Origin of the sequence: Luteimonas sp. FCS-9 (assembly GCF_001014645.1) — a bacterium.
Classification (GTDB): domain Bacteria; phylum Pseudomonadota; class Gammaproteobacteria; order Xanthomonadales; family Xanthomonadaceae; genus Luteimonas.
Genome location: NZ_LASZ01000024.1, coordinates 18,009 through 40,603 on the forward strand (window position 1 = coordinate 18,009; position 22,595 = coordinate 40,603).

Genomic DNA, 22,595 nt, shown 5'->3' on the forward strand with positions numbered 1-22,595 from the left:
GTTGGACCGCCTCACGCATCGGGGTATCCAGAGCAGGACCCCGATCGCCCGCGCCTCCCGCATCGCGATCCGCCCCCGAAGGAGACGTCGATGAACGCCATTTCCGCCGTCGGCCCGCAGGCCGCCCTCCCCACGCTCGATTCGCCCGCCGGGCGCTCGGTCACCGTCCAGCACGGCGACACGCTGTCGGGCCTGGCCGCGCAGCTCGGCGTGCCGCTCGACAGGCTGTTGGCCGCGAACCCGCAGGTGCTGAACCCGGACGTCATCTATCCCGGCGACGCGATCAGCGTCCCAGGCGGCAGCGCGCAGGCCGCGAGCGGCGCCGGCGGCAGTTACACCGTGCAGCCGGGCGACTCGCTGTCGGGCATCGCCTCGGCCAACGGCACGACCGTGCAGGCGTTGCTCGACGCCAATCCCCAGATCCGCAATCCCGACCTGATCCTCGTCGGCAACCGGATCCAGCTGCCCGGCGGCAGCGGCGGCGGGACCGGCGGTGGCGACGGCCCCGGTCCGGTCGACGGCCCCGACCCGACCCCGCCGCCCGTGAACGGCGGCGCCGGCGGCGTCACCGCCGCCGAGCTGCAGCAGATCGTGCCCACGCTCAGCGCGGCGAAGGCCGAGGCGGTCGCGCCGCACCTCAACGCCGCGATGGCCGAGGCCAACATCGACACGCCGCAGCGCCAGGCGATGTTCATCGCCCAGCTGGCGCACGAGAGCGGCGGCTTCCACTACATGGAGGAGATCGCCAGCGGCGCCGCGTACGAAGGCCGCGCGGACCTGGGCAACACCCAGCCCGGGGACGGCGAGCGCTACAAGGGCCGGGGCTACATCCAGGTGACCGGCCGCCACAACTACACCGAGGCCGGGCGCGCCCTGGGCCTGGACCTGGTCAACAATCCCGAACTGGCCGCGCAGCCCGAAAACGCCGCGCGCATCGCCGCCTGGTACTGGGAGAGCCGCGGCATCAACACCGCCGCCGACGCCGGCGACTTCACCCAGGTCACGCGCCTGATCAACGGCGGCACCAACGGCCTGGCCGACCGCCAGGCGTACTACGCGCGCGCCAGCGCGATCCTGGACTGACCGGACCGATCGACGCGCCGCCGGGCCACCGGCGGCGGGCGGCCGTGAGACGACGCGCCGGCATGCCGAGGTGGGCCGGTGCCACGCCGGCGCACCGCGCCGCCGGCCACCTGCGCCACGCTCAGGGAATCTCGAATCCCGCGGGATCCTTCGGGATCCCCGCCTGCTCGAACAGCGCGGGCCCGATCTGCGACACCGGTTCGCCCTCGCAGCTGCGTTTGGTCGTCGCCGCACCGCCGGCCGGGCCGATCACGACGCCCGCCTTCTCCCAACCACGCCCGATCCCGGTGTACAGCGTGTGCACCTGGCCGTCGTGGTCGAAGCGCAGGAACGCGCCGCCCCCGCCCGAGTACATTAGCGTGTCGCCGCGGAACGCCTGGGCCGGCGCGGTGCCCGCGGCCGGATAGACCACGGCCGGCGCGGACGTACCCTGGCCGGCGCGGTACTCGAGGCGACCGCCATCGGCCGACGCGCACACCGCATCCACACCCGCCGCGCTGCGGCAGCCGAACACCACGGTCTCACCCGCGGGACAGAACGCGGCGGGGTCCGACGCGGCCGATGTCGCCGATGGCGGCGTTGCGTCGGCGGCGGCCGGGGCGGTCGACGCGTCGGGCGCATCCGGTGCCGGTACCGCGCCGGCGTCGGCCGGGGCATCCGCGACCGGCGCGGTGCCGGCATCGGCGCACGCGGCGAGCAGCAGCAGGGAAAGCGAGGCGACGAGCGGTTTCATGCGGACTCCGGGAAGCCTGGGACGGCGCCAGAGTGCCACGGCCCGCAGCGCCATGGCGCGATCGCGATCACGACCGGCGCCACGGCGGCCGCGCGACGGGCCCGTCGCGCAACCGTCGCCCGTGCGGCGGGGTCGGCCGCGCGCATCGGCGTGCCGGCCCGCCCAGCCGTCACGAACTGCAGGACAGCATCGAACACCCCGGCTTGGTCCGCGCCCAGTCGGGCCGGCGCGCAGCGAAGGCCTCGCGCCCCGGCTGGTCGTCGTACGGGCGGCGCAGCACGTCGAGCAGTTCGGCGATGCCGGACGCATCGCCGGCTTCGGCGCGATCGATGACCTGCTGGGCCAGATAGTTGCGCGGCACGTAGCGCGGGTTCGCCGCGTGCATGCGGTCGCGGCGCGCCGCGACCGGTTCGTGCGCCTCGGCCAGGCGGGCAGCGTAGTCGCGCAGCCAGGCGTCGAAGCCGGGCTGTACCGCCGCGCGGCGCTCGGGGTCGTAGAACGCGTCGGCGACCGCGTCGAGCGACGGCGCGCCGGGATCGAGGTCGGCCAGGCCGCGGAAGAACAGCGTCATGTCCACCTCGCCTTCGTGCAGCAGGCCGTGCAGGCGCTGCATCAGCACGACGTCGCCCTCGCGCGCATCCGGCAGGCCGAGCTTGGCGGCGGTGTTCGCGCGGTCGGCGGCGCCGTACGCGGCAGCGTAGGCATCGAGCCCGGCCTGCAGCGGCGCGACTTCGCCGAACAGCGGCGCCAGCGCCTGCGCCAGCCGGCCGAGGTTCCAGTGCGCGATCCGCGGCTGCCAGCCGAAGCGGTAGCGCCGGCCCTGCGCATCGGTCGTGTTCGGTGTCCAGTCCGGATCGTAGTCGTCGATCCAGCCGTAGGGGCCGTAGTCGATCGTCAGGCCCAGGATCGACATGTTGTCGGTGTTCATGACGCCGTGGACGAAGCCCACGCGCATCCACCCGGCGATCATCGTCGCGGTGCGGGTGCAGACCTCGGCGAACCAGTCGCCGTCGCGCGTCTCGCCACTGCCCGACAGGTGCGGGAAGTCGCGCGCGATCGTGAAGTCGGCCAGCCGGCGCAGCAGCGCCAGGTCGCCACGTGCGGCCGGCAGCTCGAAATGCCCGAAGCGCACGAACGACGGCGCGACCCGGCACACCACCGCGCCCGGCTCGGCCGCCGGATGGCCGTCGTAGAACATGTCGCGCACGACCGCGTCGCCGGTCGCCACCAGCGACAGCGCGCGCGTGGTCGGGATGCCCAGGTGGTGCATCGCCTCGCTGCAGACGAACTCGCGGATCGACGAGCGCAGCACCGCGCGGCCGTCGGCGGTGCGCGAGTACGGCGTCGGCCCGGCGCCCTTGAGTTGCAGCTCCCAGCCGACCGTCGGCGGCGACGCCCTCGCCCAGCGTGATCGCACGGCCGTCGCCCAGTTGCCCGGCCCAGTGGCCGAACTGGTGCCCGCCGTAGTTGCCGGCGTAGGGCATCATCCCCGGCGCCAGCGCGTTGCCGCCGAAGACCTGCGCGAATGCCGGCGAGGCGACCGTCGCGTCGTCGAAACCCAGCGCCTGCGCCATTTCGGCCGAGTGCGCGAGCAGCCGCGGCGCGGCGACCGGCGTGGGCAGCACCGGCGACCACAGGGCGCCCTCGACCTGCCGCCGCCGGCTGCCGGCCTCGGCATCGCCGGGCAGCTCGCGCACGAAGCGGTTGTCCAGTTGCAGGCCGTGCGCGAGCGCGACCTGCGGCAATGCGGGTGCGGACGCGCTCACCGGCCCAGCTCGTAGGGGCCGCCGACCTCGAGCGCGCGCCGGTACGCCGGGCGCGCATGGATCCGCTCGACGAAATCGCGGATGGCCGGACCGACGTGTTCGCCGGCGCGCGCCACTGCGGCCTCCAGCGGAAAGCTCATCTGGATGTCGGCGGCACTGAAGCGTGCGCCGAGCAGCCACGGGTGCGCCTGCAGTTCGCGCTCGACGTAGCCCAGATGCGTCGCCAGTTGCGGGCCGACGAAGGCCTGCATCGTCCGGTCGGCGATGCCGCGCGCGACCGGCCGCACGAAGAATGGCATCGGCGCGCTGCGCAGGCGCGCCATCACCAGGGTCAGCAACAGCGGCGGCATCGCCGAGCCCTCGGCGTAGTGCAGCCACTGCCGGTAGCGCAGCCGCGCGTCCTCGTCGCCGGGCTCGGGCGAGAGCGCGTGGCCGGTGTCGAAGCGCTCGACCAGCGTCTCGACGATCGCGCCCGACTCGACCAGCGTGCGCCCGTCGAGCTCGACGACCGGCGACTTGCCCAGCGGATGCACCGCGCGCAGCGCCTCGGGTGCGAGCATCGTGCGGGCGTCGCGCTGGTAGCGCACGACCTCGTAGGGCTGGCCGAGCTCCTCGAGCAGCCACAGCACGCGCTGGGAGCGGGAGTTGTTCAGGTGGTGCACGCGGATCGTCGCCATCGGGTCCTCGAGAAGTTCGGCACGTGGCGCCCATGATGCGCCAGCGCCTGCGAAGCGCCGAAGATGCCATCGGTCACTTTCGCGCACCGTCGCGATCGCGCCGGTACGGCGACAGCCGGCTGCAACGTCTGCGCGGCGTGAACGGCAGCCGGCGCGCTGTACGCGCCCGCCCACGGCGACCCGGCCCACGGGCCGGCCGCCGGTTACACTATGCGGTTCCCCGACCGGCACCGTGCCGGCGCTGACAGAGTCTGCACCATGAGCGCCGAGACGCCCATCGCTTCCGAATCCTCCGCCGCCCCCAAGTTCACCGACCTCGCCCTGCCCGAGCCGCTGCTGCGCGCGCTGGCCGGCGTAGGCTACGAATCGCCCTCGCCGATCCAGGCCGCGACGATCCCGCCGCTGCTCGACGGCCGCGACGTGCTGGGCCAGGCCCAGACCGGTACAGGCAAGACCGCCGCGTTCGCGCTGCCGATCCTGGCGCGCATCGACCCGGCCGCCCGCAAGCCGCAGGCGCTGGTGCTCGCGCCGACCCGCGAGTTGGCGATCCAGGTCGCCGAGGCGTTCCAGAAGTACGCCGCGCACATGACCGGCTTCCACGTGCTGCCGATCTACGGCGGCCAGGGCTACGCCCAGCAGTTGTCGGCGCTCAAGCGCGGCGTGCAGGTGATCGTGGGCACGCCGGGCCGCGTGATCGACCACCTCGAGCGCGGCTCGCTCGACCTGTCGGAACTGCGCGCGCTGGTGCTCGACGAGGCCGACGAGATGCTGCGCATGGGCTTCATCGACGACGTCGAGGCCGTGCTCAAGAAGACCCCCGAGTCGCGCCAGGTGGCGCTGTTCTCGGCGACGATGCCGACCCAGATCCGGCGCATCGCGCAGACCTACCTGCGCGAGCCGGTCGAGATCGCGATCAAGGCGACCACGACCACGGCCGCCAACATCCGCCAGCGCTACTGGATGGTCAGCGGCACCAACAAGCTCGATGCGCTGACCCGCATCCTGGAGGCCGAGCCGTTCGACGCGATGATCATCTTCGCGCGCACGAAGCTGGCGACCGAGGAGCTGGCCGAGAAGCTCTCGGCGCGCGGCCTGGCCGCGGCCGCGATCAACGGCGACCTCGACCAGAAGCAGCGCGAGAAGACCATCCAGCAGCTCAAGGACGGCCGCATCGACGTGCTCGTGGCGACCGACGTCGCCGCGCGCGGGCTGGACGTGGAGCGCATCAGCCACGTGCTCAACTACGACATCCCCTACGACACCGAGAGCTACGTGCACCGGATCGGGCGCACCGGCCGCGCCGGGCGCAGCGGCGAGGCGATCCTGTTCGTGGCCCCGCGCGAGCGCGGCATGCTCGGCGCGATCGAGCGCGCGACGCGGCAGAAGATCGAGCAGATGCAGCTGCCGACGGTCGAGACCGTCAACGAACGCCGCGTCGACCGCTTCCTGGAGAGGATCACCGGCGCAATGGAAAGCCCGCAGCTGGCGCTGTTCCGCGACCTGGTCGAGCGCTACGAGCGCGAGCACAACGTGCCCGCCGCCGAGATCGCCGCCGCCTTGGCGACCGTCGTCCAGGGCGACACGCCGCTGCTGCTCGACCCGCCGCGCAAGCCCGAGAAGCCGTTCGAGCGCGAATTCGTCGAGCGTCCGGGCGGCCGCGAGGCCTCGCGCGCGGCGCGCGAACCCAGGGCGCCCCGGGAAGCCCGCGAGCCGCGCCCGCCGCGCGCCGACCAGGGCCCGCGCGAGCCGGACGTGGGCATGGAGACCTTCCGCATCGAGGTCGGCTACGTGCACGGCGTGCAGCCGGGCAACATCGTCGGCGCGATCGCCAACGAGGCCGACCTGGAGAGCCGCTACATCGGCCGGATCGACATCCGCGACGACTACAGCCTGGTCGATCTGCCCGAAGGCATGCCGCGCGAACTGCTCGAGCACCTGAAGAAGGTCCGCGTCGCCGGGCAGTCGATCCGCATGCGCCGCGCCGAGGACGCCGACATGGCCGCCGCCCCGCCGCGCACCGGCAAGCGTCCGTTCGCCGGCAAGCCGCACGGCAAGCCCGGCTTCCGCCCCGGCGGTCCGCGCAAGGGGCCGAGGCGCGACTGACGCTGCGCATTGGCGCCCCGGTCTTCTGGCGAGCGGCCTCTGCGCCAGTCTGCAGGCGCGCGATCACCTGTAGGAGCGCGCTCGCGCGCGATGGCGCCTTCCCGGGCAAGCCTTTCGCGAGCAAGCGCGCCTACCACGGTCGCGCGATCACCCGCAGGCGCGCGCACATATGCCGCCCGAACGCCGGAACGACGGCGCTGGGCGGCACGGTCCGGTGGCGCCCCCTAGAATCGCCGCATGCCCCGCATCCTCGTCTTCCAGCACGTCGCCGCCGAACCGTTGGGCACGCTCGACCCGCTGATCCGCCGCCGCGGGCACCGCATCCGCTTCGTCAACTTCGAACGCGAGCCCGACGCGCAGCCCAACGTCGACCGCTATCGCGGACTCGTCGTGCTCGGCGGGCCGATGAACGTCGAGGACCGGCACGCGCGCGCGCACCTGCTGACCGAGCTGCGCGCGATCGAGCGCATGCTGGAACTCGGCCGGCCGGTGCTCGGTATCTGCCTGGGCGCGCAGTTGCTGGCGCACGTGCTCGGCGCGCCGGTGCGGCGCATCGCACGGCCGGAGATCGGCTGGTACCCGCTGCGCAGCACCGAGGCCGGACTCGGCGACCCCGTGCTCGCCCCGCTCGGCGCCGGCGCACCGGTGTTTCAGTGGCACGGCCGGCACTTCGAGATTCCCGGAAGCGCTGTGCATCTGGCGCGCACCGACAGCTGCGAGCAACAGGCCTTCCGCTACGGCGACAACGCCTACGGGTTCCAGTTCCACCTCGAGATGGACGCCCCGCTGATCGAGCGCTGGCTCGGCACGCCCGCCTATCGCGACGAACTCGCCACCGCCGGCCTGCCGCACGACGCCGACGCGATCCGCGCGCTGACGTCGCGCCACATCGCGCCGATGCAGGCCCAGGCCGAGGCGGTGTTCAACAACTTCCTCGACCTCGTCGGCCGCCCCGACCGCCGCTTCGTGCTGCCGTCGCGCGAGTTCGGCTGAGCGGACGCGCCCGCGTGGCCAGGCCGACATGCTCCCGCTCTTCGGGTGGGGCCACGGGCCCGCGCTAGAAGCGCCCCCATCCCAACCTTCCCCCGCGTTGCGGGGGAAGGCGCAAAGCCGCACCTCGCGTTGCGGGGGAAGGCGCAGAGCCGCTCCACCGCGTTGCGGGGAAAGGCGCAAAGCCCACCTCCCCCGCCTGCGGGGGAGGTCGACGCGCCCCGCGCGTCGGGTGGGGGCACGGGCCTTCCTCTTAGAGCCTGCCTCTTAGAGCCTGCCTCTTAGAGCCTTCCTCTCAGAGCCTTCCTCTTACGGCCACCCTCCTCAGCCCCCCTTAAAGCAGCCCCCCGATCTCCGGCAACGCCACGTCCGGCAGCCGGACATCCGGCCCCAGCACATGCCAGACCTCGCCCAGCGGCGGCCAGCCCATGTACGGCGCCAGCCACCAGTAGGCGGCGACCAGGATCAGCACCGTCACCAGCAGTCGCAGCACCACGCCCGCGACCTTGAACGCGAGCCAGATGCCGACGATGACCAGCACGAAGCCGAGCCAGCTCATGCGGCCTCCGCGCCGTCGTGCAGCGGTCGCAGCGCGGGGTCGAGCGCGACTCGGTCGTCGAACACGAAGCAGCGGCCGTCGTAGCCGACGCCGCCGACGCGCTCGAAGTAGCCCAGGATGCCGCCGTCGAGCTGCAGCACGTTATCCATGCCGTCGGCGCGCATCCACAGCGCGGCCTTCTCGCAGCGGATGCCGCCGGTGCAGAAGCTCACGACCGTCGCGTCGCGCAGCCCGTCGCGGTGCGGCGCGAGCGCGTCGGGCAGCTCGGTGAAGTTGTCGATCGGCAGCGTCAGCGCACCGGCGAACGTGCCGTGCGCGACCTCCTCGCGATTGCGCGTGTCGAGCAGCACCAGCCGGCGGCCGGCGTCGTCGTGGCCCTGCGCGATCCAGCGCGCAAGCGCCTCGGGCGCGACGTCGGGCGCGCGCGCCGGCGCCGCCAGCGGCATCGCCTCGGGCCGGCGGAAGCTGATGATCTCCGGCTTGACCTTGACCTTGAGCCGCGCGAACGGCACCGCCGCGCTGGCGCTGCGCTTGACCTGCAGCGCGGCGAAGCGCGGGTCGGCGCGCAGTGCCGCGACCAGCGCGTCGATCGCCTCGGCGCTGCCGGCCAGGAACAGGTTGATCCCCTCCGGGGCGACGAGCACCGTGCCGCGCAGCCCGCCCGCCTCCGCCAGCGCGCGCAGCCGGTCGGCGACGGCGTCGGGGTCGTCGATGGCGGCGAAGTGGTAGGCGGCGAGGTTGTCGATCATGGGCGCGATTGTAGCGGGCCCCGGCTCCCGGCCTCTGCGCCGACGCCGTCTCCCGCGGGAACCGGTTGGGAGCGCGAAGGATCAGGCCGCCTAAAAGCCGGAGCGCGGCATGTGCGCCGATCTCGGGATCGGGCCGTTCCGCCGGCCGCCCCATGCCCCCACCCCAGCCCTCCCCCGCGCCGCGGGGGAGAGAGCGCGATCGCAGTGGCGCGTAGCGACTGTGGGACGGCGCCTCTCCGCGTCGCGGGGAGGGAGCGCGATCGCAATGGCGCACAAGTGCTGCGGGTCAGCCCCTCCCCGCGCCGCGGGGGAGGGGGCGCGATCGCACGATGCGTAGCTATTGCGGGACAGCCCTCCCCCCGCCTTACGGGGAGCACACAATCCCACGCCTGGGTCCAAGCCGTCAGTGCAGAGAACGCCGAACCTGAGGCGTGAGTTCAGCGCTCGTAATGCTCGCGCACGAAGCGGTCGAACAGACGCACACCAAAGGCCGACGCGCCGGCCGGCGTCGTCGACACCTCGTTGCCGTCGCGCCAGGCCATGCCGGCGATGTCCAGGTGCGCCCAGGCGCGGCCCGGGTCGATCCACTCGCCGATGAAGTGCGCGGCGGTGCCCGAGCCGGGACGGCCGCCGCCGTTGCGCAGGTCGGCGATCGGCGATTCGAGCATCTTGCCGTAGCCCGGGTGCATCGGCATGCGCCAGACCGGCTCGCCGGCGGCCTGGCCGGCGGCGGTGAGCTGCGCGGCCAGCGCGTCGTCGCGGGTGAACAGGCCGGCGTAGTCGTTGCCCAGCGCGGTGACGATCGCGCCGGTCAGCGTCGCGATGTCGACGATCACGCGCGGGTTGTCCTGGCGCTGCACGTACCACAGCGCATCGACCAGCACCATGCGCCCTTCCGCGTCGGTGCTGATGATCTCGTAGGTCTTGCCGGACGCGCTGCGCACCACGTCGCCGGGGCGCGCGGCGGTGCCTGAGGGCATGTTCTCGGCCAGCGCGGCGACGGCCACGGCATTGACCTTCGCATTGCGGCCGGCGAGCGCGAGCACGGCGCCGGTCGCGCTCGCCGCGCCGGTCATGTCGTACTTCATGCGCCACATGTTTTCGCTGCCCTTGATCGAGATGCCGCCGGTGTCGAAGGTGATGCCCTTGCCGACGAACGCGACCGGGGTCTCACCGCGGGCGCCACCGTTGTAGCGCACGACCAGCAGCCGCGGTGACCGCGCACTGCCCTGCCCCACGGCCAGCAGGCTGCCCATGCCCAAGCGTTCCATCGCCGGCACGTCGAGCACCTCGATGCTGACGTTCGGCTTGCCCGCGAACGCGGCGCGCGTGCGCGCGACGAACGCCTCGGGATACAGCGCATTGGCCGGCTCGGTGACCAGGTCGCGCGCGAACGCCACGCCCTCGGCGACGGCCTTCCAGTCGCCGTCCCACGCGCGCGCGGCGTCCGCGCCGGCCGGGCTGCGCACGACCAGCGTGCCGGTCGCGGCCGCGTTGGCGTCGCTGCCGCTGCGGTACTTGTCGAACCGGTACTGGCCCAGCGCGGCGCCGAATGCGAGCTGCGCGGCGGCGCCGGGCTCGGCGCCCTCCCACAGCACGTCGACCTGCGGCGCCTTGCTGCGCGCGGCGAACCGGCCGACGTGGCCGCCGACGTCCTCGATCCGGCGCGCATCGGGCGTGCCGGCGCCGGTGCCGACCAGCAGCACGCGGTCGTAGCCGGCGATGCCCGGCAGGTCGAGCTGGCTGTCGGCCTTGCCGCTGAAGCCGGCCGCCGCGATGGCCCGCGACAGCGCGCCCTGGCTGGCGCCGTCGATCCGCGCGAACGCGCCGCCGCGCGCCGCGCCCTCGGGCGCTTCGGGGACCGCGAGCACCAGCGTGCCGCCGGCCGGGGCCTGCGCGGCATCGAAGCGGATGTCGCGCTGCGCGGCGGCAGGCAGGGCGAACGAGGCGATCAGGCTCGCGAGCAGCAACGGCTGCAGCGGTCGGGGTCGGCGCATGGGCTCTCCGGAAGGCGGCGATGGGGACGCCCGCGACCGGCGCGGGCAACCATCGACCTTAACAACCCGCGCCGCCCGGGCGCCGTGCCGATGGTCATGCCCGCCCGACGGCGCTCACGCCTTCGGCGAGCCGTCCTTCGCGACGTGGCGGCTGGCCCACATGTTGTCGACGAGGTTGGGATAGCGGCGGCCGCCTTCGTCGGCACGCTGCCGCGCCGCATCCTTCTGCGCCTCGCTCAGCTGCGTGCGCGCGGGCCGGGGCTTGGGGTTGGGCCGCGTCCAGGGCTTGGTCCTGGGCTTGGGAGGCGCGCGCGTGGGCGTGCTGGGCATGGCGGCGCGCTCGTCGGGCGGCGGAGGAAGCGCCCGTCCCCGTCCGCCGGCAGCGGTGCCGGCCAGGACGGCGACGGGACAGGCGCGCAGCGTGCCGCCGCCGACGTGGCGACGGCGTGATGCGCGATCAGCGCGAGAGCAGGTAGCCGGGCACGGCCATCAGCCCGATCAGGCACACGATCGCGACGACGATCAGCACCACGCGCAGCGGGTCTGCGCGCACGATGTCGGCGAAGGTCTCGGCGGTGCCATCGCGTTCGGCCTCGGCCTGCGCCGCCCGGGCGCGGGCTTGGCGCCCGGCCTGATAGTCGGCCATCAGCGCCTTGGCGCGCGGCAGGTCGTCGTTGTCGCGCAGCCAGATGCCGCCGTGCGAGATGCCGAACGGGCTGGGCCGCGTCTGGTACCAGTCGATGCGGGCCTCGTCGAGGAACGCGCGCACGTCGGCGGCCTCGTCCTCGGGCACGTAGCGCAGGTTGAGCAGCAGTTTGGCCATGGCGACGGGCGGTGCCGGTGTTCGGAAAGGGAGTGGCGTCGAGCCGCCGCAGGCAGCGGCGAGCGCCTGTGATGATAGCTGGGCGTCAGCGCTTGGTCGTCACCGCGCGGCGGAGGTTGTGGCGCGCCTGCGCATCGAGCCGCGCATGGAAGCCGTCGTCGAGGTACAGCCGCTCGCGCGCCAGCAGCGACTTGAGGAACCGCCGGCGGTTGAGTGCGTAGAGCCAGCGCGGCACGTGGCGGTACTCGGACGCGATGCCGCGGTCGTAGGCGTCGAACGCGGCCGGCTCGGCGCCGAGGATCGCCATGTCGCAATCGAGGAAGCGCCGGGTGTCGTCGCCCTGCGCGTCGTCCGGGAAATCGCCCGGCGCGTGGCTGCCGTGGCGCGCGGTGAGCCCGATCAGCGCGCCCACGCGCGCGACGTCGATGCCGGCGTCGGGCACCCAGCGCGCGATCGCCTCGGCGGCCAGTTGCGCCGAGCGCGCCTCGTTGTCGTCGCGGCCGGCCTCGTAGATCGCGTCGTGGTAGAGCACCGCGAGCCACACCTCGACCGGCTGCGCCCAGCCCTCGCCCGCGGCGACGGCGTCGTAGTGGCGCAGCAGCTCGGCCACGTGGTCGAGGTTGTGGTACGCGCGTGGCGGCGTGGCGTACGCGGCCTCGAGGGCCTCGCGCATCGGCGGCGGCAATGCGATCGGCGCGGACGCGCTCATGCCGCCGCCCGCCACGGCCGCACGACCAGCAGCGCGCCGGCACACACCAGCAACGCACCGACGATGCGGGTCGCATCGATCGGCCGCGACGGCGACAACACGCCGAAGTGGTCGACCAGCAGCGAGCCGACGAGCTGCCCGGCCACGATCAGGCAGATCAGCCCGGCCGCGCCCAGCCGGGGCACCAGCAGCGTGCCGCTGAACACGAAGGCCGCGCCGATCAGGCCGCCCAGCCACAGCCACGGCGGCAGCGCGACGAGCTCGCGCAGCGTCGGCCACGGCGTGCGGCCGGCGGCGAGCGCCAGCGCGAGCGCGCAGGTACCGACCGCGAACGAGACGAACGAGGCGAACAGCGCGCCCTGGGTCAACGCGCCCAGGCGCGCATTGAGCAGCGCCTGCAGCGGCAGCACCATGCCCACCAGCGCGGCGAGCGCGATGCTGGACAGCAGCCAGACGTTCATGCGGGTTTCCTGCGCGGCGGCAGGCCAGTCTACGGGCCGCGACCGGCGCACGGCGTGCCGGCGGTCATCCGGCCGGCCGGTCGCGCGGCAACGCGAGCAGCGCGCCCAGGCTCAGCAACGCGGCGACGGCGAGATACGCGCCGACGGCCTGCAGGCCGAAGCGGCCACCCAGCCAGGTCGCCAGGTACGGCGCGAGCGAGGCGCCGAAGATCCCGGCCAGGTTGAACGCCAGCGAGGCGCCGGTGTAGCGCACGGTCGCGGGGAACAGTTCGGCCAGCAGCGTGCCGACCGGACCGTAGGTCAGGCCCATCAGGCCCAGCCCGAGCATCAGGAACGCCAGCGTGGCGCCGGCACTGCCGGCGACGAACAGCGGCGAAAAGCCCAGGCCGAACAGCGCGATGGCGATGCTCGCGACGATCATCGTGCGGCGCCGGCCGACCCGGTCGGCGTACAGCGCCGACAGCGGGATCGTGGCGGCGAAGCACAGCACGCCGACCAGCTGCAGCAGCAGGAACTGCTCGCGGGTGTAGCCCAGCCGCGCGGTGCCCCAGCTCAGCGCGAAGACGGTCATCAGGTAGAACAGCACGAACGTCGCCAGCGCGAGCAGCGTGCCCAGCAGCACGCCGCGACCGTGATGGACCAGCACCTCGCGCATCGGCAGGCGCACGCGGGCATGGCGGTCGAGCACGCGCTGGAAATCGGGCGTCTCGGTGATGCGCAGGCGCACCCACAGGCCGACGAGCACCAGCGCGGCGCTGGCCAGGAACGGGATGCGCCAGCCCCAGGCCAGGAACGCGCCCTCGTCCATCAGGCGGCCGAGCAGCAGGAAGGTGGCGGTCGAGAGGAAGAAGCCCAGCGGCGCGCCGAGCTGCGGGAACATGCCATACCAGGCGCGCTTGCCGGGCGGCGCGTTCTCGGTGGCGAGCAGCACGGCCCCGCCCCACTCGCCGCCCAGGCCCAGGCCCTGGCCGAAGCGGCACAGGGCCAGCAGGATCGGCGCGGCGATGCCGATCTGGGCGTGCGTGGGCAGCAGGCCGATGACGACGGTGGAGATGCCCATCGTCAGCAGGGCGGCGACTAGCGTGGCCTTGCGGCCGATGCGGTCGCCGTAGTGGCCGAAGACGGCCGAGCCGATCGGACGCGCGACGAAGGCCAGCGCGAAAGTGGCGAGCGACTGGAGCGTGGCGGCGGCGGGGTCGGCATCGGGAAAGAACAGCGCGGGGAACACCAGCACCGCGGCAGTGGCGTAGATGTAGAAGTCGAAGAACTCGATGGTGGTGCCGATCAGGCTGGCGAACAGCACACGGCCTTTCGAGTTGGGAGGCGTCGGGGGCATGGCGGGGACGGCGCGTGGGAAGCCGGCATTCTGGGCCGGAACGGGCCGGGCTTGTAAAGGCGGGGGGGGATGACGAGAAGCACCGGCCCGGCGCGACTTCGTCGGATATCGCGCGCCCTTCTTTCAGCAGCACGCGGTTTCAGCGGCTCAGTTCTGGCTCTGCAAAAAAATGCGCTGTGCTGATGTGCCGTCGGGAAGGCCGCACAGCAGCGCGAGCGCCCCGCCGGGTACCACGCCGAGTCGCGGCCCGATATCCGCTTTGTCGTCGCGGCACCCGGCGGGCGCTGCAAGACTTCGTGCGAACGGAGCGACGAGCAGGAGCAGCGCGTGCAACTCGGAACTACTGTCGACCTTCGCATAAGGGTCACCTCCCCCGCCCGCGGGGGAGGTCGGTGCGCGCAGCGCGCCGGGTGGGGGCACGGGCGGTCGCGCAGGAGCGCGACACGCCCCGGTCAGAACGTCGTGCGCAGCGACAGGGTGACGTTGCGCGGTTCGCCGTAGAAGTTGCCGCGGCCGGTGGCCGAGATGCGGGTGTAGTAGACCTTGTCGAACAGGTTGCCGACGTTCAGGCGCACCATCAGGTTGTCGCGCACGCGATAGCCGACGAGCGCGTCGAAGACGGCGTAGCCGCCCTGGCGCACGACGGTCGGCACGGCGGCGTACGCGCTGCCGCCTTCGACCGGCGAGTACCAGTTCACGCCCGCGCCCAGTTGCAGGCCGGTCAGCGGGCCGCGGGAGACGTCGTAGTGGGTGAACAGCTTCAGGCCGTGCTTGGGCGAGATGCGGGTGAACGGTCGATCCTCGTTGGTCGTGTCCTTGGCGTAGGCGTTGGTGTTGAACGCGTAGCCGCCGAAGATCGACCAGTTCTCGGTGATGCGGCCGTTGGCCTCGAGCTCGACGCCCTTGGACTCGACCTCGCCCTCGGCGACGTAGAAGCCCTCGTTGTCCGGGTCGGGCTGCGCGCGGCCGACCTGGTCGATGCGGTAGGCGGCGGCGCTGAGCAGCAGGCGGCCGTCCATCAGCGCGCCCTTGACGCCGCCCTCCCACTGCTCGCCCCGCGAGGGGTCGATCAGCCGGCCGTCGGCGGTGCGGCTCTGCTGGGGCTGCAGGCTCTCGACGTAGCTGCCGTACACCGTCCACTCCCCGGTCAGGTCGTAGGTCAGGCCGGCGAACGGCGTGACTTCCGAGGGCATCCGGTTCTCGGTCCAGGGACCCAGGCGCACGGGCTGCGGGTTGGTGAGGCTGGGGCGGTCGCGGGTGAAGCCGTCGCGGGCCTCGAGCGTCCAATGGCTCACGCGGGCGCCGGCCAGCAGGTTCAGGCGCTCGCTCAGGCTCAGGTTGGCATGGCCGTACACGCCCCACTGACGGGTCTTGGTCAGGCCGCCGCTGTTGGGCTGGTAGGCCGGGCGCGGGATCGCGGTGTCGGGATTGAACACATCGATGCGCGCGAACGCGCTGTCGCGCCATTCGGCATAGGTGTAGTCGTTCTTCTGCAGGTCGGCACCGACCAGCACCTCGTGCTCGCGCCCGAACAGCTCGAACGCGCCGCCGACGTTGACGTCGACGCTGGTCCAGCGCTCGGTCGAGTCGCCGTAGTAGGCGATCTGGTTGACCCAGCCGTTGTCGGGCGTGACCGGGCCGTTGCCGACGTAGGCGTAGTAGTTCTCGGACTCGTCGCGGGCACGCTGGAACGTCGCCTTGGCGCGCCAGGTCTCGCCCAGGCGCCAGTCGAGCTCGGCGAAGCCGACAACGCTCTGGCTGTCGAGGGCGTTCCAGTCCGCGCCCAGGTAGGTCGAGCGCCGCACCGGCAGCAGGCCGCCACCCAGGTAGCCCGGCAGGCCGGTCTGGATCGGCGCCAGGTAGTCCTGGTAATGCGCGCCCACGGTCATGGTGGCGGTGTCGCCCAGATCGAGCGAAGTCACGCCGTAGGCGACGTAGCGCTCGCGGCGGCCGACGTCGTAGAACATGTCCGACTCGTGCGCCGAGGCGGCGAAGCGGCCACGCAGCTGGCCGCCCTCGACCAGCGGGCCGCCGACGTCGATCTCGGCGCGGGTGTTGTCCCAGCTGCCGGCCAGCAGCGCGCCGCTGGCCTGGAACGTGCGCTGCGGGCGCTTGCGCACGAGGTTGATCGCGCCGCCGGGCTGGGCCGCGCCCGAGAACAGGCTCGACGCGCCGCGCAGCACCTCGACGCTCTCGTACACGGTCAGGTCCGGGCGCGGGCCGGGATAGCTGGTCGACGGCACGCCGTCGATGAGATAGGTGCTGATGTTGAAGCCGCGCGAGATGTAGGTCTGCCCTTCGGACCCGACGCCGGTGACGGTGATGCCGGGTGTCTGCAGCAGGGCGTCCTCGAGCGTGTAGAGATTGCGCAACTCGATCTGCTCGCGCGAAATCACCGAGATCGTCTGCGGGATGTCCTTCAGTTCCACCGCCTGCTTGATGCCGGCCGCGTAGCGGGTGCCGTGTACGTCGACCTGGTCGAGCGAGGTCGCGTCGGCGTAGCGGCCGCTGTCGGTGTCCTCGGCCTGCGCCAGCACGGGCGCGGCGGCGACCAGCAGGCCGAGCGCCAGCGCCAGCGGGCGACGGCCGGACGACGGCCGCGGCGCGCGTGCGGCGCGGCGGGACATGACGGACGAAGAAGCGGAACGCGCGGTACGACGGGACATGGGGGTTCTCGGACGATGGACAAAAGACGACACGCGTCGCGCCCCGGAAAGGCGCGACGTGCGGCAGGAAGGGCTGGCCCGGTGCGATGAACATCGCGCGGGTGGCGACTGCGACGGATGGCATCGCCGACGGCGCGCCATATCGAGAATGGTTATCGTTCAGAGAAAAATTGTCAACGCTGCGTGGGGCGCGGACGAGCGCTCGCAGCTCGCGGCGCGTGCGTCCGCCACGTCTCGGCAAACGGATCGCGCCGTCCCTCGTCGAGATGCGGACGTCGATGCACCGCGACGGATGATCGACGCGAGTGTCGCCGGCCGGGCATCCTCCGCCGGGACGCCCAGGTGTCCGCCTCCGTCCGGACGGATGCGGACGCGGCGATGCGCGCCCTGCCCCGCCTGCGCCGCGGCAGGCGGGCTTGGAACGCGAAGCGTCAGCGCGCGTCGCGGCCCTGCGGATCGCGCCAGCCGCGCACCACCAGGGTGTCGGCGTCGACACTGGTGACGATGCGTCGCGCGACGCTGCCGACCGCCAGCTCGTACATCGCGCCGCGGCCATGCGTGCCGACGACGACGAGTTCGGTGCCGTAGGTCTCCACGTGCTGCTGCGCCAGCCGCGCCGGATCCCCGGCCTCGACCAGCAGTTCGATCCCCGCCCCGGCCGAGCCCAGCGTCCGCAGGAAGGCCTCGCCCTCCTCGCGCAGTTGCCGGCGCGCCTGCGCGAGCGCGTCGTCGCGCGAGCCGTCCATCAGCCCGAGCATCGGGACCGTAAAGCCGTGCAGCAGCGTGACCCGCGCGTCGGGAAACAGCGCGCGCGCCCGGCACAGCGCGCGCCGCGACGGCTCGCTGAAATCGCTGGCCACCAGCACGCGGCGATAGTCGGCGTACGCGCGTCGGCGCACCAGCAGCAGCGACAGGTCGGCACGGCGCAGCAACCGGTCGACGGTGGAGCCGAGCACGGTGGGGCCGAGCACGCCCTCGCGCACGGGACCTGCCACGACCAGCGGATCGTCGTCGCGCCCGTCGTGCGCGAGCGCATCGAGCAGACCCGACAGATGCTCGCCGGCGGGCGCTTCGGCCACACGCACGTCCCAGTCGACGTCGCCCGCCAGGTCCTGGCGCAGCCGTCGCTCGGCCTCGGCCGCCGGCGACGGCGGGCGGTACCAGGCCGGCGCGTCGCCGCGGATCGTGTCGCGTGCCTGTGCCCGCGACGGTTCGACCGCGCTCGCCGCGATCGCGACCGTGCCCGGCCGTGCGGCCAACCGCTGCGCGCGGGCGGCCGCGCGGTCGCAGCGCGGTCCCAGATCCGTGGCCAACACCACCGTCGCGGGCGCCGGGCCCGATGTCGTCTCGCTCATGCGTGTCTCCTCACTGTGTCGCGGCCGCAGCCGCCGGCTCGAGTTCGGCGAAGATCCGCAGCCGGCGCAGCAGCCATTTCTCGATCTCCAGCACGACCATCATCGCCACGCCCACCAGCACGATCGCCAAGCCCTCGAGCGGCGGGACCGGCCGGGTGTCGAACACCGCGTGCATCCACGGCGAATAGGTGAAGGCGAGCTGCGCGACGACCACGACCGCGACCGCACCGAGCACGGCCGGCGTGCCGCGCAGGCCGCGCAGCGAGAACGAGCTGCCATGCAGGTAGCGCACGCTGAAGAGATAGAAGATCTCCATCACGCAGAACACGTTGACGACCATCGTGCGCGCGGTCTCGACGTCGTGCCCGCGGGCCTGGGCCCAGCCGAACACGCCGAACGCGCCGGCGCTGAACAGCAGCGAGACCAGGACGATGCGCCAGAGCATGAACGGCGAGACCAGCGGGGCGTCGCGTCCGCGCGGCGGGCGGGCCATGACGCCGCGCTCGGGCGGCTCGAACGCCAGCGCCAGGCCCAGCGTCACCGTCAGCACCATGTTGATCCACAGGATCTGCGGCGGCGTCATCGGCAGCACCCAGCCGGCGACGATCGCCAGCAACACCGCGACCGCCTCGCCGCCGTTGGTCGGCAGCGTCCAGGCGATGACCTTGCGGATGTTGTCGTAGACCGCGCGGCCCTCGTGCACCGCCGCGGCGATCGAGGCGAAGTTGTCGTCGGCCAGCACCATGCCGCTGGCCTCCTTGGCCGCCTCGGTGCCCTTGTTGCCCATCGCGATGCCGATGTCGGCCTGCTTGAGCGACGGCGCGTCGTTGACGCCGTCGCCAGTCATCGCGACCGTGTGCCGGCGCGACTGCAGCGCGCGCACGATGCGCAGCTTGTGCTCGGGCGTGGTGCGCGCGAACACGCTGGCGCGCTCGGCGAGGTCCGGCAGGTCGGCGTCGGACACCTGTTCCAGGGCCTGCCCGGTGACCACCTGGATGTCGTCGGCCAGGCGCAGCTGGCCGGCGATCGCGGCTGCGGTCGCGGCATGGTCGCCGGTGATCATCTTCACCGCGATGCCTGCGCTGCGGCAGTCGGCCACGGCGCGCACGGCCTCGTCGCGCGGCGGGTCGATGAAGCCGACGATGCCGGCGAACGTCAGGCCGCGCACGGCGTCGATGTCGAACGCGGACGGCACCTGCGCCAGCCGCTGCCACGCGAAGCCGAGCACGCGCTGGCCGTGGGCACCGGCATCGTCGATCGCCGCCTGCCAGAACGCGGTGTCCAACGGCACGGTGTCCGACGACGCGGCGTCGCCGCTGGCGCCCCTCTGCCCAGTGCTCAGCGCCAGCACCTGTTCGGGCGCGCCCTTGACGCAGACCAGCGCACCGTCGCCGTCGCGATGCAGCGTGGCCATGAAGCGGTGCGCGGCATCGAACGGCACCTCGTCGAGCCGAGGGTGCGCGGCGGCGAGCGCGGCCGCATCCAGCCCCGCCTTGCCGGCGAGCGCCAGCAACGCGCCCTCCATCGGGTCGCCGTCGATGCGCCAGCGGTCGCCGTCGCCGTGCAGCCGGGCGTCGTTGCACAGCAGCCCGATGTGCGCGACGGCGTGCGCGGCGGCCTGCGCGGCCTCGCCGCCGGTCTCGACCTGCAACGCGCCCTCGGGCACATAACCGCTGCCCTCGGCCCGCACGCGGCCGGCGCTCGCGACCACGCTGCGCGCGGTCATCTCGTTGCGGGTCAGCGTGCCGGTCTTGTCGGAGCAGATCACGGTCGTCGCGCCCAGCGTCTCGACCGCGGGCAACCGGCGGACGATCGCGTTGCGCGCGGCCATGCGGCGCACGCCGATCGCCAGCGTGATCGTGATCACCGCCGGCAGGCTTTCGGGAATCACGCCCACCGCGAGCGCGACGACGACCATCAGCGCGTCGAGCCAGCCGTAGCCGCGCATCGTCACCGCGAACGCGAACAGCACGACGGCCGCGACGATCGCGAACGTGGTGAAGCGCCGGCCGAATCGGGCGATCTGCTGCAGCAGCGGCGTGGTCAGGGTCTCGACCTGGCCCAGCAGCGCACCGATACGGCCGATCTCGGTCGCCGGACCGGTCTCGACGACCAGCGCCGTCGCCTGCCCGGCCGCCACCAGCGTGCCGGAGTAGAGCATCGAGCTACGGCCGGCGAGGTCGGCCTGCGCCGCCACCGGCGCGTGCGATTTCTCGGCCGGCACCGACTCGCCGGTCAGTACCGATTCGTCGACACGCAGGCCGCGCGCGCGCAGCAGGCGGGCGTCGGCGGGCACGCGGTCGCCGGCCTCGAGCAGCAGCACGTCGCCGGGCACCAGCTCGGCGACGTCGACCTGGCGCCGCGTGCCGTCGCGCAGCACGCGCGCCGACGGCGCGAGCATCGAATGCAGGGCCGAAAGCGCCTGTTCGGCGCGCCCTTCCTGCACGTAGCCGACGATCGCGTTGACGGTGACCACGGCCACGATCACCGCGGCATCGACGTGGTGGCCAACCGCCAGCGCGATCGCGGCGGCGGCCAGCAGGAACAGGATCAGCGGGTCGTTGAAGTGTCGCAGGAAGCGGCGCCAGGCCGGCACGCGCGCGGGTGACGGCAAGGCATTGGGCCCATGCCGCCGCAGCCGCTCGGCGGCATCGGTCGCATCAAGACCTTCGCGACGGGCCGACAGCCGCGCAAGCGCGGCATCGTCCTCCAGGGCATGCCACGGCACGTTGTCGCCGGATGCTTGCGGAAACGGGGCGCTGCCCCGGGCCTCAACCGCCACGCGTCCCGCCCCGCTTGGTTCCGCCCGAAGGCGGCGCGAACGCGGACAGCAGCGTTTCCCAAGGGGCGAGCGCGGCGCGCCAGGCGTCGTCGAGTTGGGGTGGGGCCGCGCCGGTCCCCAACGCGTCGGCCGTCGCCTGCTGCCAGGCCTGCAGGGCGCGCGTCAGCCCACTGGCGAAGGTGCTCTGGGCGCTGGTGGCGATGCGGGCGAGCTCCTGGCTGTCGCCGGCACGCTGCTGGAGCTGTCGCCAGAAGGCGTCGGCGGGCAGCGTGGCGAGGGCCTGCCAGTCCTGGGCGCGCAGCAGTTCGCGGATCTCGGCATCGCGTTCGGCGAGGCCGTCGCCGACGGCGCGGTTCGCGAGATCGGCCCATTGCTGGCCGCTTTCCTGGATCAGTCGTGCGATCTGGAGCTGGAGTTCGAGATTGGCCTTGAGCAGTTGCAAGGGCAGTCCGGTCGCGTCGCGCATGGTCGTTGCCTCCGTGTCGGAATCGGAAGAGGGGCTCTGCGGTACTGCGGTGGCCGGCGCGACGGCCTGGGCCGTCCGGTCGTGCGGATCCCGACGCGGGGCGCCGCCGGCCATGGGGATCGAGCCTCATCTTCGCGCGATTCACGGTGCGGCGCACTGATCGCGATCAATGGCGCGAAGTCGAACGGCGTGCCCGCGACATCGAGCTCTCCCCGCCGGCGATCCCATCCTGCGTGCGCCCGCCGGGTATCGCGCCGAGTCGCGGCCCGATATCCGCTTGGTCGCCACGACACCCGGCGGACGCTGGACACGTCGCGGCGATCTGACCGAAGAGCAACAAAAGCCCTCCCCCGCCTGCGGGTGTATAGACCGGACACATGGTGGACGGGTGTTCGGGGACATGGTGGACACATTCAAGCTCGGCATTTCGGTCCGACAGGAGCGCGCGATGCCGTGGCAGGAGGTGTCGACGATGACGTTGCGTGAGGAGTTCACCCGGTTGGCGCTGCGGGATGGCGCCAACCTTCGGCAGTTGTGTCGCCGATTCGGGATCAGCCCCACGACGGGCTACAAATGGCGGGCGCGTGCACGGTCGGGTGAGCCGCTATCGGATCGCTCTCGCCGGCCCCATGCCACGCCGCTGCACTGCGCGCCGCAGGTCGAGGCCTTGATCGTGGGGTTGCGGACGCAGCATCCGGCCTGGGGCGCGCGCAAGCTGGCGCGTCGGCTGGAGGTGCTGGGCCATGCGATGCCAGCCGTCAGCACCGTGCATGCCGTCCTGCGCCGCCACGGTCTGATCTCGCCTGCCGCCTCCCAGGCAGCCCAGCCTTGGCAGCGCTTCGAGCACCCGGCGCCCAACGATCTGTGGCAGATGGACTTCAAGGGCTATGTCCCGATGCATCGGGGCCGATGTCATCCGCTGACCGTACTCGATGACCATTCCCGCTACGCCTTGGTCCTGCAGGCCTGCGGCGAGGAGACGCGCGATACCGTCATCGGGCACCTGACCACGGCCTTCCGGCGCTACGGCGTGCCGCTGCGGATGACCATGGACAACGGCGCGCCCTGGGGCACCGATGGCGCCCACTACACCCGACTCGATCTATGGCTGATGCGGCAAGGAATCCGCGTCGGCCATTCGCGGCCGTTTCATCCACAGACACAAGGCAAGGACGAACGCTTCCACCGCACGCTGAAGGTCGAAGTGCTGCAGCACACGCCCCTGATCGACCTCGCCCAGGCGCAACGCGCTTTCGATGGCTGGCGGGCCATCTACAACCAGCAGCGCCCACACGAGGCGCTGGGGATGGGCGTGCCGGTCGATCGCTATCGCCCTAGCG

Annotated in this window: 19 protein-coding genes and 1 pseudogene; 4 read left to right on the plus strand and 16 right to left on the minus strand. The window is 72.8% G+C overall.

Annotation, left to right across the window (positions count from 1 at the left end):
• The first annotated feature begins 90 nt into the window (after window positions 1-90).
• Window positions 91-1,083 (plus strand): LysM peptidoglycan-binding domain-containing protein, encoded by a 993-nt coding sequence (locus WQ56_RS18270; protein WP_082132469.1) that lies wholly within the window; start codon window positions 91-93, stop codon window positions 1,081-1,083.
• Between the two features lie 121 nt (window positions 1,084-1,204).
• Here WQ56_RS18270 and WQ56_RS17800 read toward each other — a convergent pair whose 3' ends face one another.
• The 3 genes and pseudogenes from WQ56_RS17800 to WQ56_RS15715 all read right to left on the minus strand — a co-directional run bounded on the left by WQ56_RS17800 (window position 1,205) and on the right by WQ56_RS15715 (window position 4,259).
• Complete coding sequence (locus WQ56_RS17800; protein WP_052773051.1) at window positions 1,205-1,816, minus strand: hypothetical protein; 612 nt, start codon at window positions 1,814-1,816, stop codon at window positions 1,205-1,207.
• Window positions 1,817-1,985: 169 nt separating this feature from the next.
• Window positions 1,986-3,534, minus strand: a pseudogene (locus WQ56_RS15710) (YdiU family protein).
• 44 nt (window positions 3,535-3,578) lie between these two features.
• Window positions 3,579-4,259 (minus strand): glutathione S-transferase, encoded by a 681-nt coding sequence (locus WQ56_RS15715; protein ID WP_047138084.1) that lies wholly within the window; start codon window positions 4,257-4,259, stop codon window positions 3,579-3,581.
• A 276-nt stretch (window positions 4,260-4,535) separates the two neighbouring features.
• Between WQ56_RS15715 and WQ56_RS15720 the strand changes: the two genes are divergently transcribed.
• Window positions 4,536-6,362, plus strand: coding sequence for a DEAD/DEAH box helicase (locus WQ56_RS15720; protein WP_156170586.1), 1,827 nt, complete (start codon window positions 4,536-4,538; stop codon window positions 6,360-6,362).
• Window positions 6,363-6,599: 237 nt separating this feature from the next.
• On the plus strand, window positions 6,600-7,355 hold the full coding sequence (locus WQ56_RS15725) for a hypothetical protein (RefSeq protein ID WP_047138086.1): 756 nt from the start codon (window positions 6,600-6,602) through the stop codon (window positions 7,353-7,355).
• A gap of 331 nt (window positions 7,356-7,686) precedes the next feature.
• Here WQ56_RS15725 and WQ56_RS15730 read toward each other — a convergent pair whose 3' ends face one another.
• The 13 genes from WQ56_RS15730 to WQ56_RS15785 all read right to left on the minus strand — a co-directional run bounded on the left by WQ56_RS15730 (window position 7,687) and on the right by WQ56_RS15785 (window position 21,255).
• A complete protein-coding gene (locus WQ56_RS15730; RefSeq protein ID WP_047138087.1) occupies window positions 7,687-7,911 on the minus strand; it encodes a hypothetical protein in 225 nt (74 codons plus the stop codon).
• Complete coding sequence (locus WQ56_RS15735; protein WP_047138088.1) at window positions 7,908-8,660, minus strand: sulfurtransferase; 753 nt, start codon at window positions 8,658-8,660, stop codon at window positions 7,908-7,910. Before WQ56_RS15735 ends, WQ56_RS15730 begins: the two co-directional genes overlap by 4 nt.
• Window positions 8,661-9,097: 437 nt before the next feature.
• On the minus strand, window positions 9,098-10,657 hold the full coding sequence (locus WQ56_RS15740) for a leucyl aminopeptidase (RefSeq protein WP_082132470.1): 1,560 nt from the start codon (window positions 10,655-10,657) through the stop codon (window positions 9,098-9,100).
• A 114-nt stretch (window positions 10,658-10,771) separates the two neighbouring features.
• A complete protein-coding gene (locus WQ56_RS15745) occupies window positions 10,772-10,987 on the minus strand; it encodes a hypothetical protein (protein ID WP_047138089.1) in 216 nt (71 codons plus the stop codon).
• Window positions 10,988-11,114: 127 nt separating this feature from the next.
• Window positions 11,115-11,480: a DUF6164 family protein gene (locus tag WQ56_RS15750; protein ID WP_047138090.1), complete on the minus strand. Its 366-nt coding sequence runs from the start codon at window positions 11,478-11,480 to the stop codon at window positions 11,115-11,117.
• Window positions 11,481-11,565: 85 nt separating this feature from the next.
• On the minus strand, window positions 11,566-12,189 hold the full coding sequence (locus WQ56_RS15755; protein ID WP_047138101.1) for a hypothetical protein: 624 nt from the start codon (window positions 12,187-12,189) through the stop codon (window positions 11,566-11,568).
• Window positions 12,186-12,650 (minus strand): DMT family transporter, encoded by a 465-nt coding sequence (locus tag WQ56_RS15760; RefSeq protein ID WP_047138091.1) that lies wholly within the window; start codon window positions 12,648-12,650, stop codon window positions 12,186-12,188. Before WQ56_RS15760 ends, WQ56_RS15755 begins: the two co-directional genes overlap by 4 nt.
• A gap of 64 nt (window positions 12,651-12,714) precedes the next feature.
• The gene (locus tag WQ56_RS15765) at window positions 12,715-13,986 is read right to left on the minus strand and encodes an MFS transporter (protein WP_047138092.1); all 1,272 of its coding nucleotides are present in this window, start codon (window positions 13,984-13,986) and stop codon (window positions 12,715-12,717) included.
• 147 nt (window positions 13,987-14,133) lie between these two features.
• Window positions 14,134-14,319, minus strand: a complete 186-nt coding sequence (locus WQ56_RS18830) for a hypothetical protein (RefSeq protein WP_156170584.1) — start codon at window positions 14,317-14,319, stop codon at window positions 14,134-14,136.
• Window positions 14,320-14,438: 119 nt separating this feature from the next.
• Window positions 14,439-16,613 (minus strand): TonB-dependent siderophore receptor, encoded by a 2,175-nt coding sequence (locus WQ56_RS15770; RefSeq protein WP_052773052.1) that lies wholly within the window; start codon window positions 16,611-16,613, stop codon window positions 14,439-14,441.
• A 470-nt stretch (window positions 16,614-17,083) separates the two neighbouring features.
• Complete coding sequence (locus tag WQ56_RS15775) at window positions 17,084-18,007, minus strand: universal stress protein (protein ID WP_047138093.1); 924 nt, start codon at window positions 18,005-18,007, stop codon at window positions 17,084-17,086.
• A gap of 10 nt (window positions 18,008-18,017) precedes the next feature.
• On the minus strand, window positions 18,018-20,735 hold the full coding sequence (locus WQ56_RS15780; RefSeq protein WP_197076510.1) for an HAD-IC family P-type ATPase: 2,718 nt from the start codon (window positions 20,733-20,735) through the stop codon (window positions 18,018-18,020).
• A 43-nt stretch (window positions 20,736-20,778) separates the two neighbouring features.
• Window positions 20,779-21,255, minus strand: a complete 477-nt coding sequence (locus tag WQ56_RS15785; RefSeq protein WP_052773054.1) for a phasin family protein — start codon at window positions 21,253-21,255, stop codon at window positions 20,779-20,781.
• A 400-nt stretch (window positions 21,256-21,655) separates the two neighbouring features.
• Here WQ56_RS15785 and WQ56_RS18835 point away from each other — a divergent pair.
• Window positions 21,656-22,595: IS481 family transposase (locus WQ56_RS18835; RefSeq protein WP_156170512.1), on the plus strand; the 940-nt coding region annotated here is incomplete at its 3' end.

What these genes read in the sequence shown, in the direction of transcription:
- WQ56_RS15765 (WP_047138092.1), bottom strand. Translation starts at nt 13,986, where the DNA reads ATGCCCCCGACGCCTCCCAACTCGAAAGGCCGTGTGCTGTTCGCCAGC.
- WQ56_RS15750 (WP_047138090.1), bottom strand. Translation starts at nt 11,480, where the DNA reads ATGGCCAAACTGCTGCTCAACCTGCGCTACGTGCCCGAGGACGAGGCC.
- WQ56_RS18270 (WP_082132469.1), top strand. Translation starts at nt 91, where the DNA reads ATGAACGCCATTTCCGCCGTCGGCCCGCAGGCCGCCCTCCCCACGCTC.
- WQ56_RS15760 (WP_047138091.1), bottom strand. Translation starts at nt 12,650, where the DNA reads ATGAACGTCTGGCTGCTGTCCAGCATCGCGCTCGCCGCGCTGGTGGGC.
- WQ56_RS15715 (WP_047138084.1), bottom strand. Translation starts at nt 4,259, where the DNA reads ATGGCGACGATCCGCGTGCACCACCTGAACAACTCCCGCTCCCAGCGC.
- WQ56_RS15740 (WP_082132470.1), bottom strand. Translation starts at nt 10,657, where the DNA reads ATGCGCCGACCCCGACCGCTGCAGCCGTTGCTGCTCGCGAGCCTGATC.
- WQ56_RS15785 (WP_052773054.1), bottom strand. Translation starts at nt 21,255, where the DNA reads ATGCGCGACGCGACCGGACTGCCCTTGCAACTGCTCAAGGCCAATCTC.
- WQ56_RS15725 (WP_047138086.1), top strand. Translation starts at nt 6,600, where the DNA reads ATGCCCCGCATCCTCGTCTTCCAGCACGTCGCCGCCGAACCGTTGGGC.
- WQ56_RS15770 (WP_052773052.1), bottom strand. Translation starts at nt 16,613, where the DNA reads ATGTCCCGCCGCGCCGCACGCGCGCCGCGGCCGTCGTCCGGCCGTCGC.
- WQ56_RS15730 (WP_047138087.1), bottom strand. Translation starts at nt 7,911, where the DNA reads ATGAGCTGGCTCGGCTTCGTGCTGGTCATCGTCGGCATCTGGCTCGCG.
- WQ56_RS17800 (WP_052773051.1), bottom strand. Translation starts at nt 1,816, where the DNA reads ATGAAACCGCTCGTCGCCTCGCTTTCCCTGCTGCTGCTCGCCGCGTGC.
- WQ56_RS15735 (WP_047138088.1), bottom strand. Translation starts at nt 8,660, where the DNA reads ATGATCGACAACCTCGCCGCCTACCACTTCGCCGCCATCGACGACCCC.
- WQ56_RS15755 (WP_047138101.1), bottom strand. Translation starts at nt 12,189, where the DNA reads ATGAGCGCGTCCGCGCCGATCGCATTGCCGCCGCCGATGCGCGAGGCC.
- WQ56_RS15775 (WP_047138093.1), bottom strand. Translation starts at nt 18,007, where the DNA reads ATGAGCGAGACGACATCGGGCCCGGCGCCCGCGACGGTGGTGTTGGCC.
- WQ56_RS15745 (WP_047138089.1), bottom strand. Translation starts at nt 10,987, where the DNA reads ATGCCCAGCACGCCCACGCGCGCGCCTCCCAAGCCCAGGACCAAGCCC.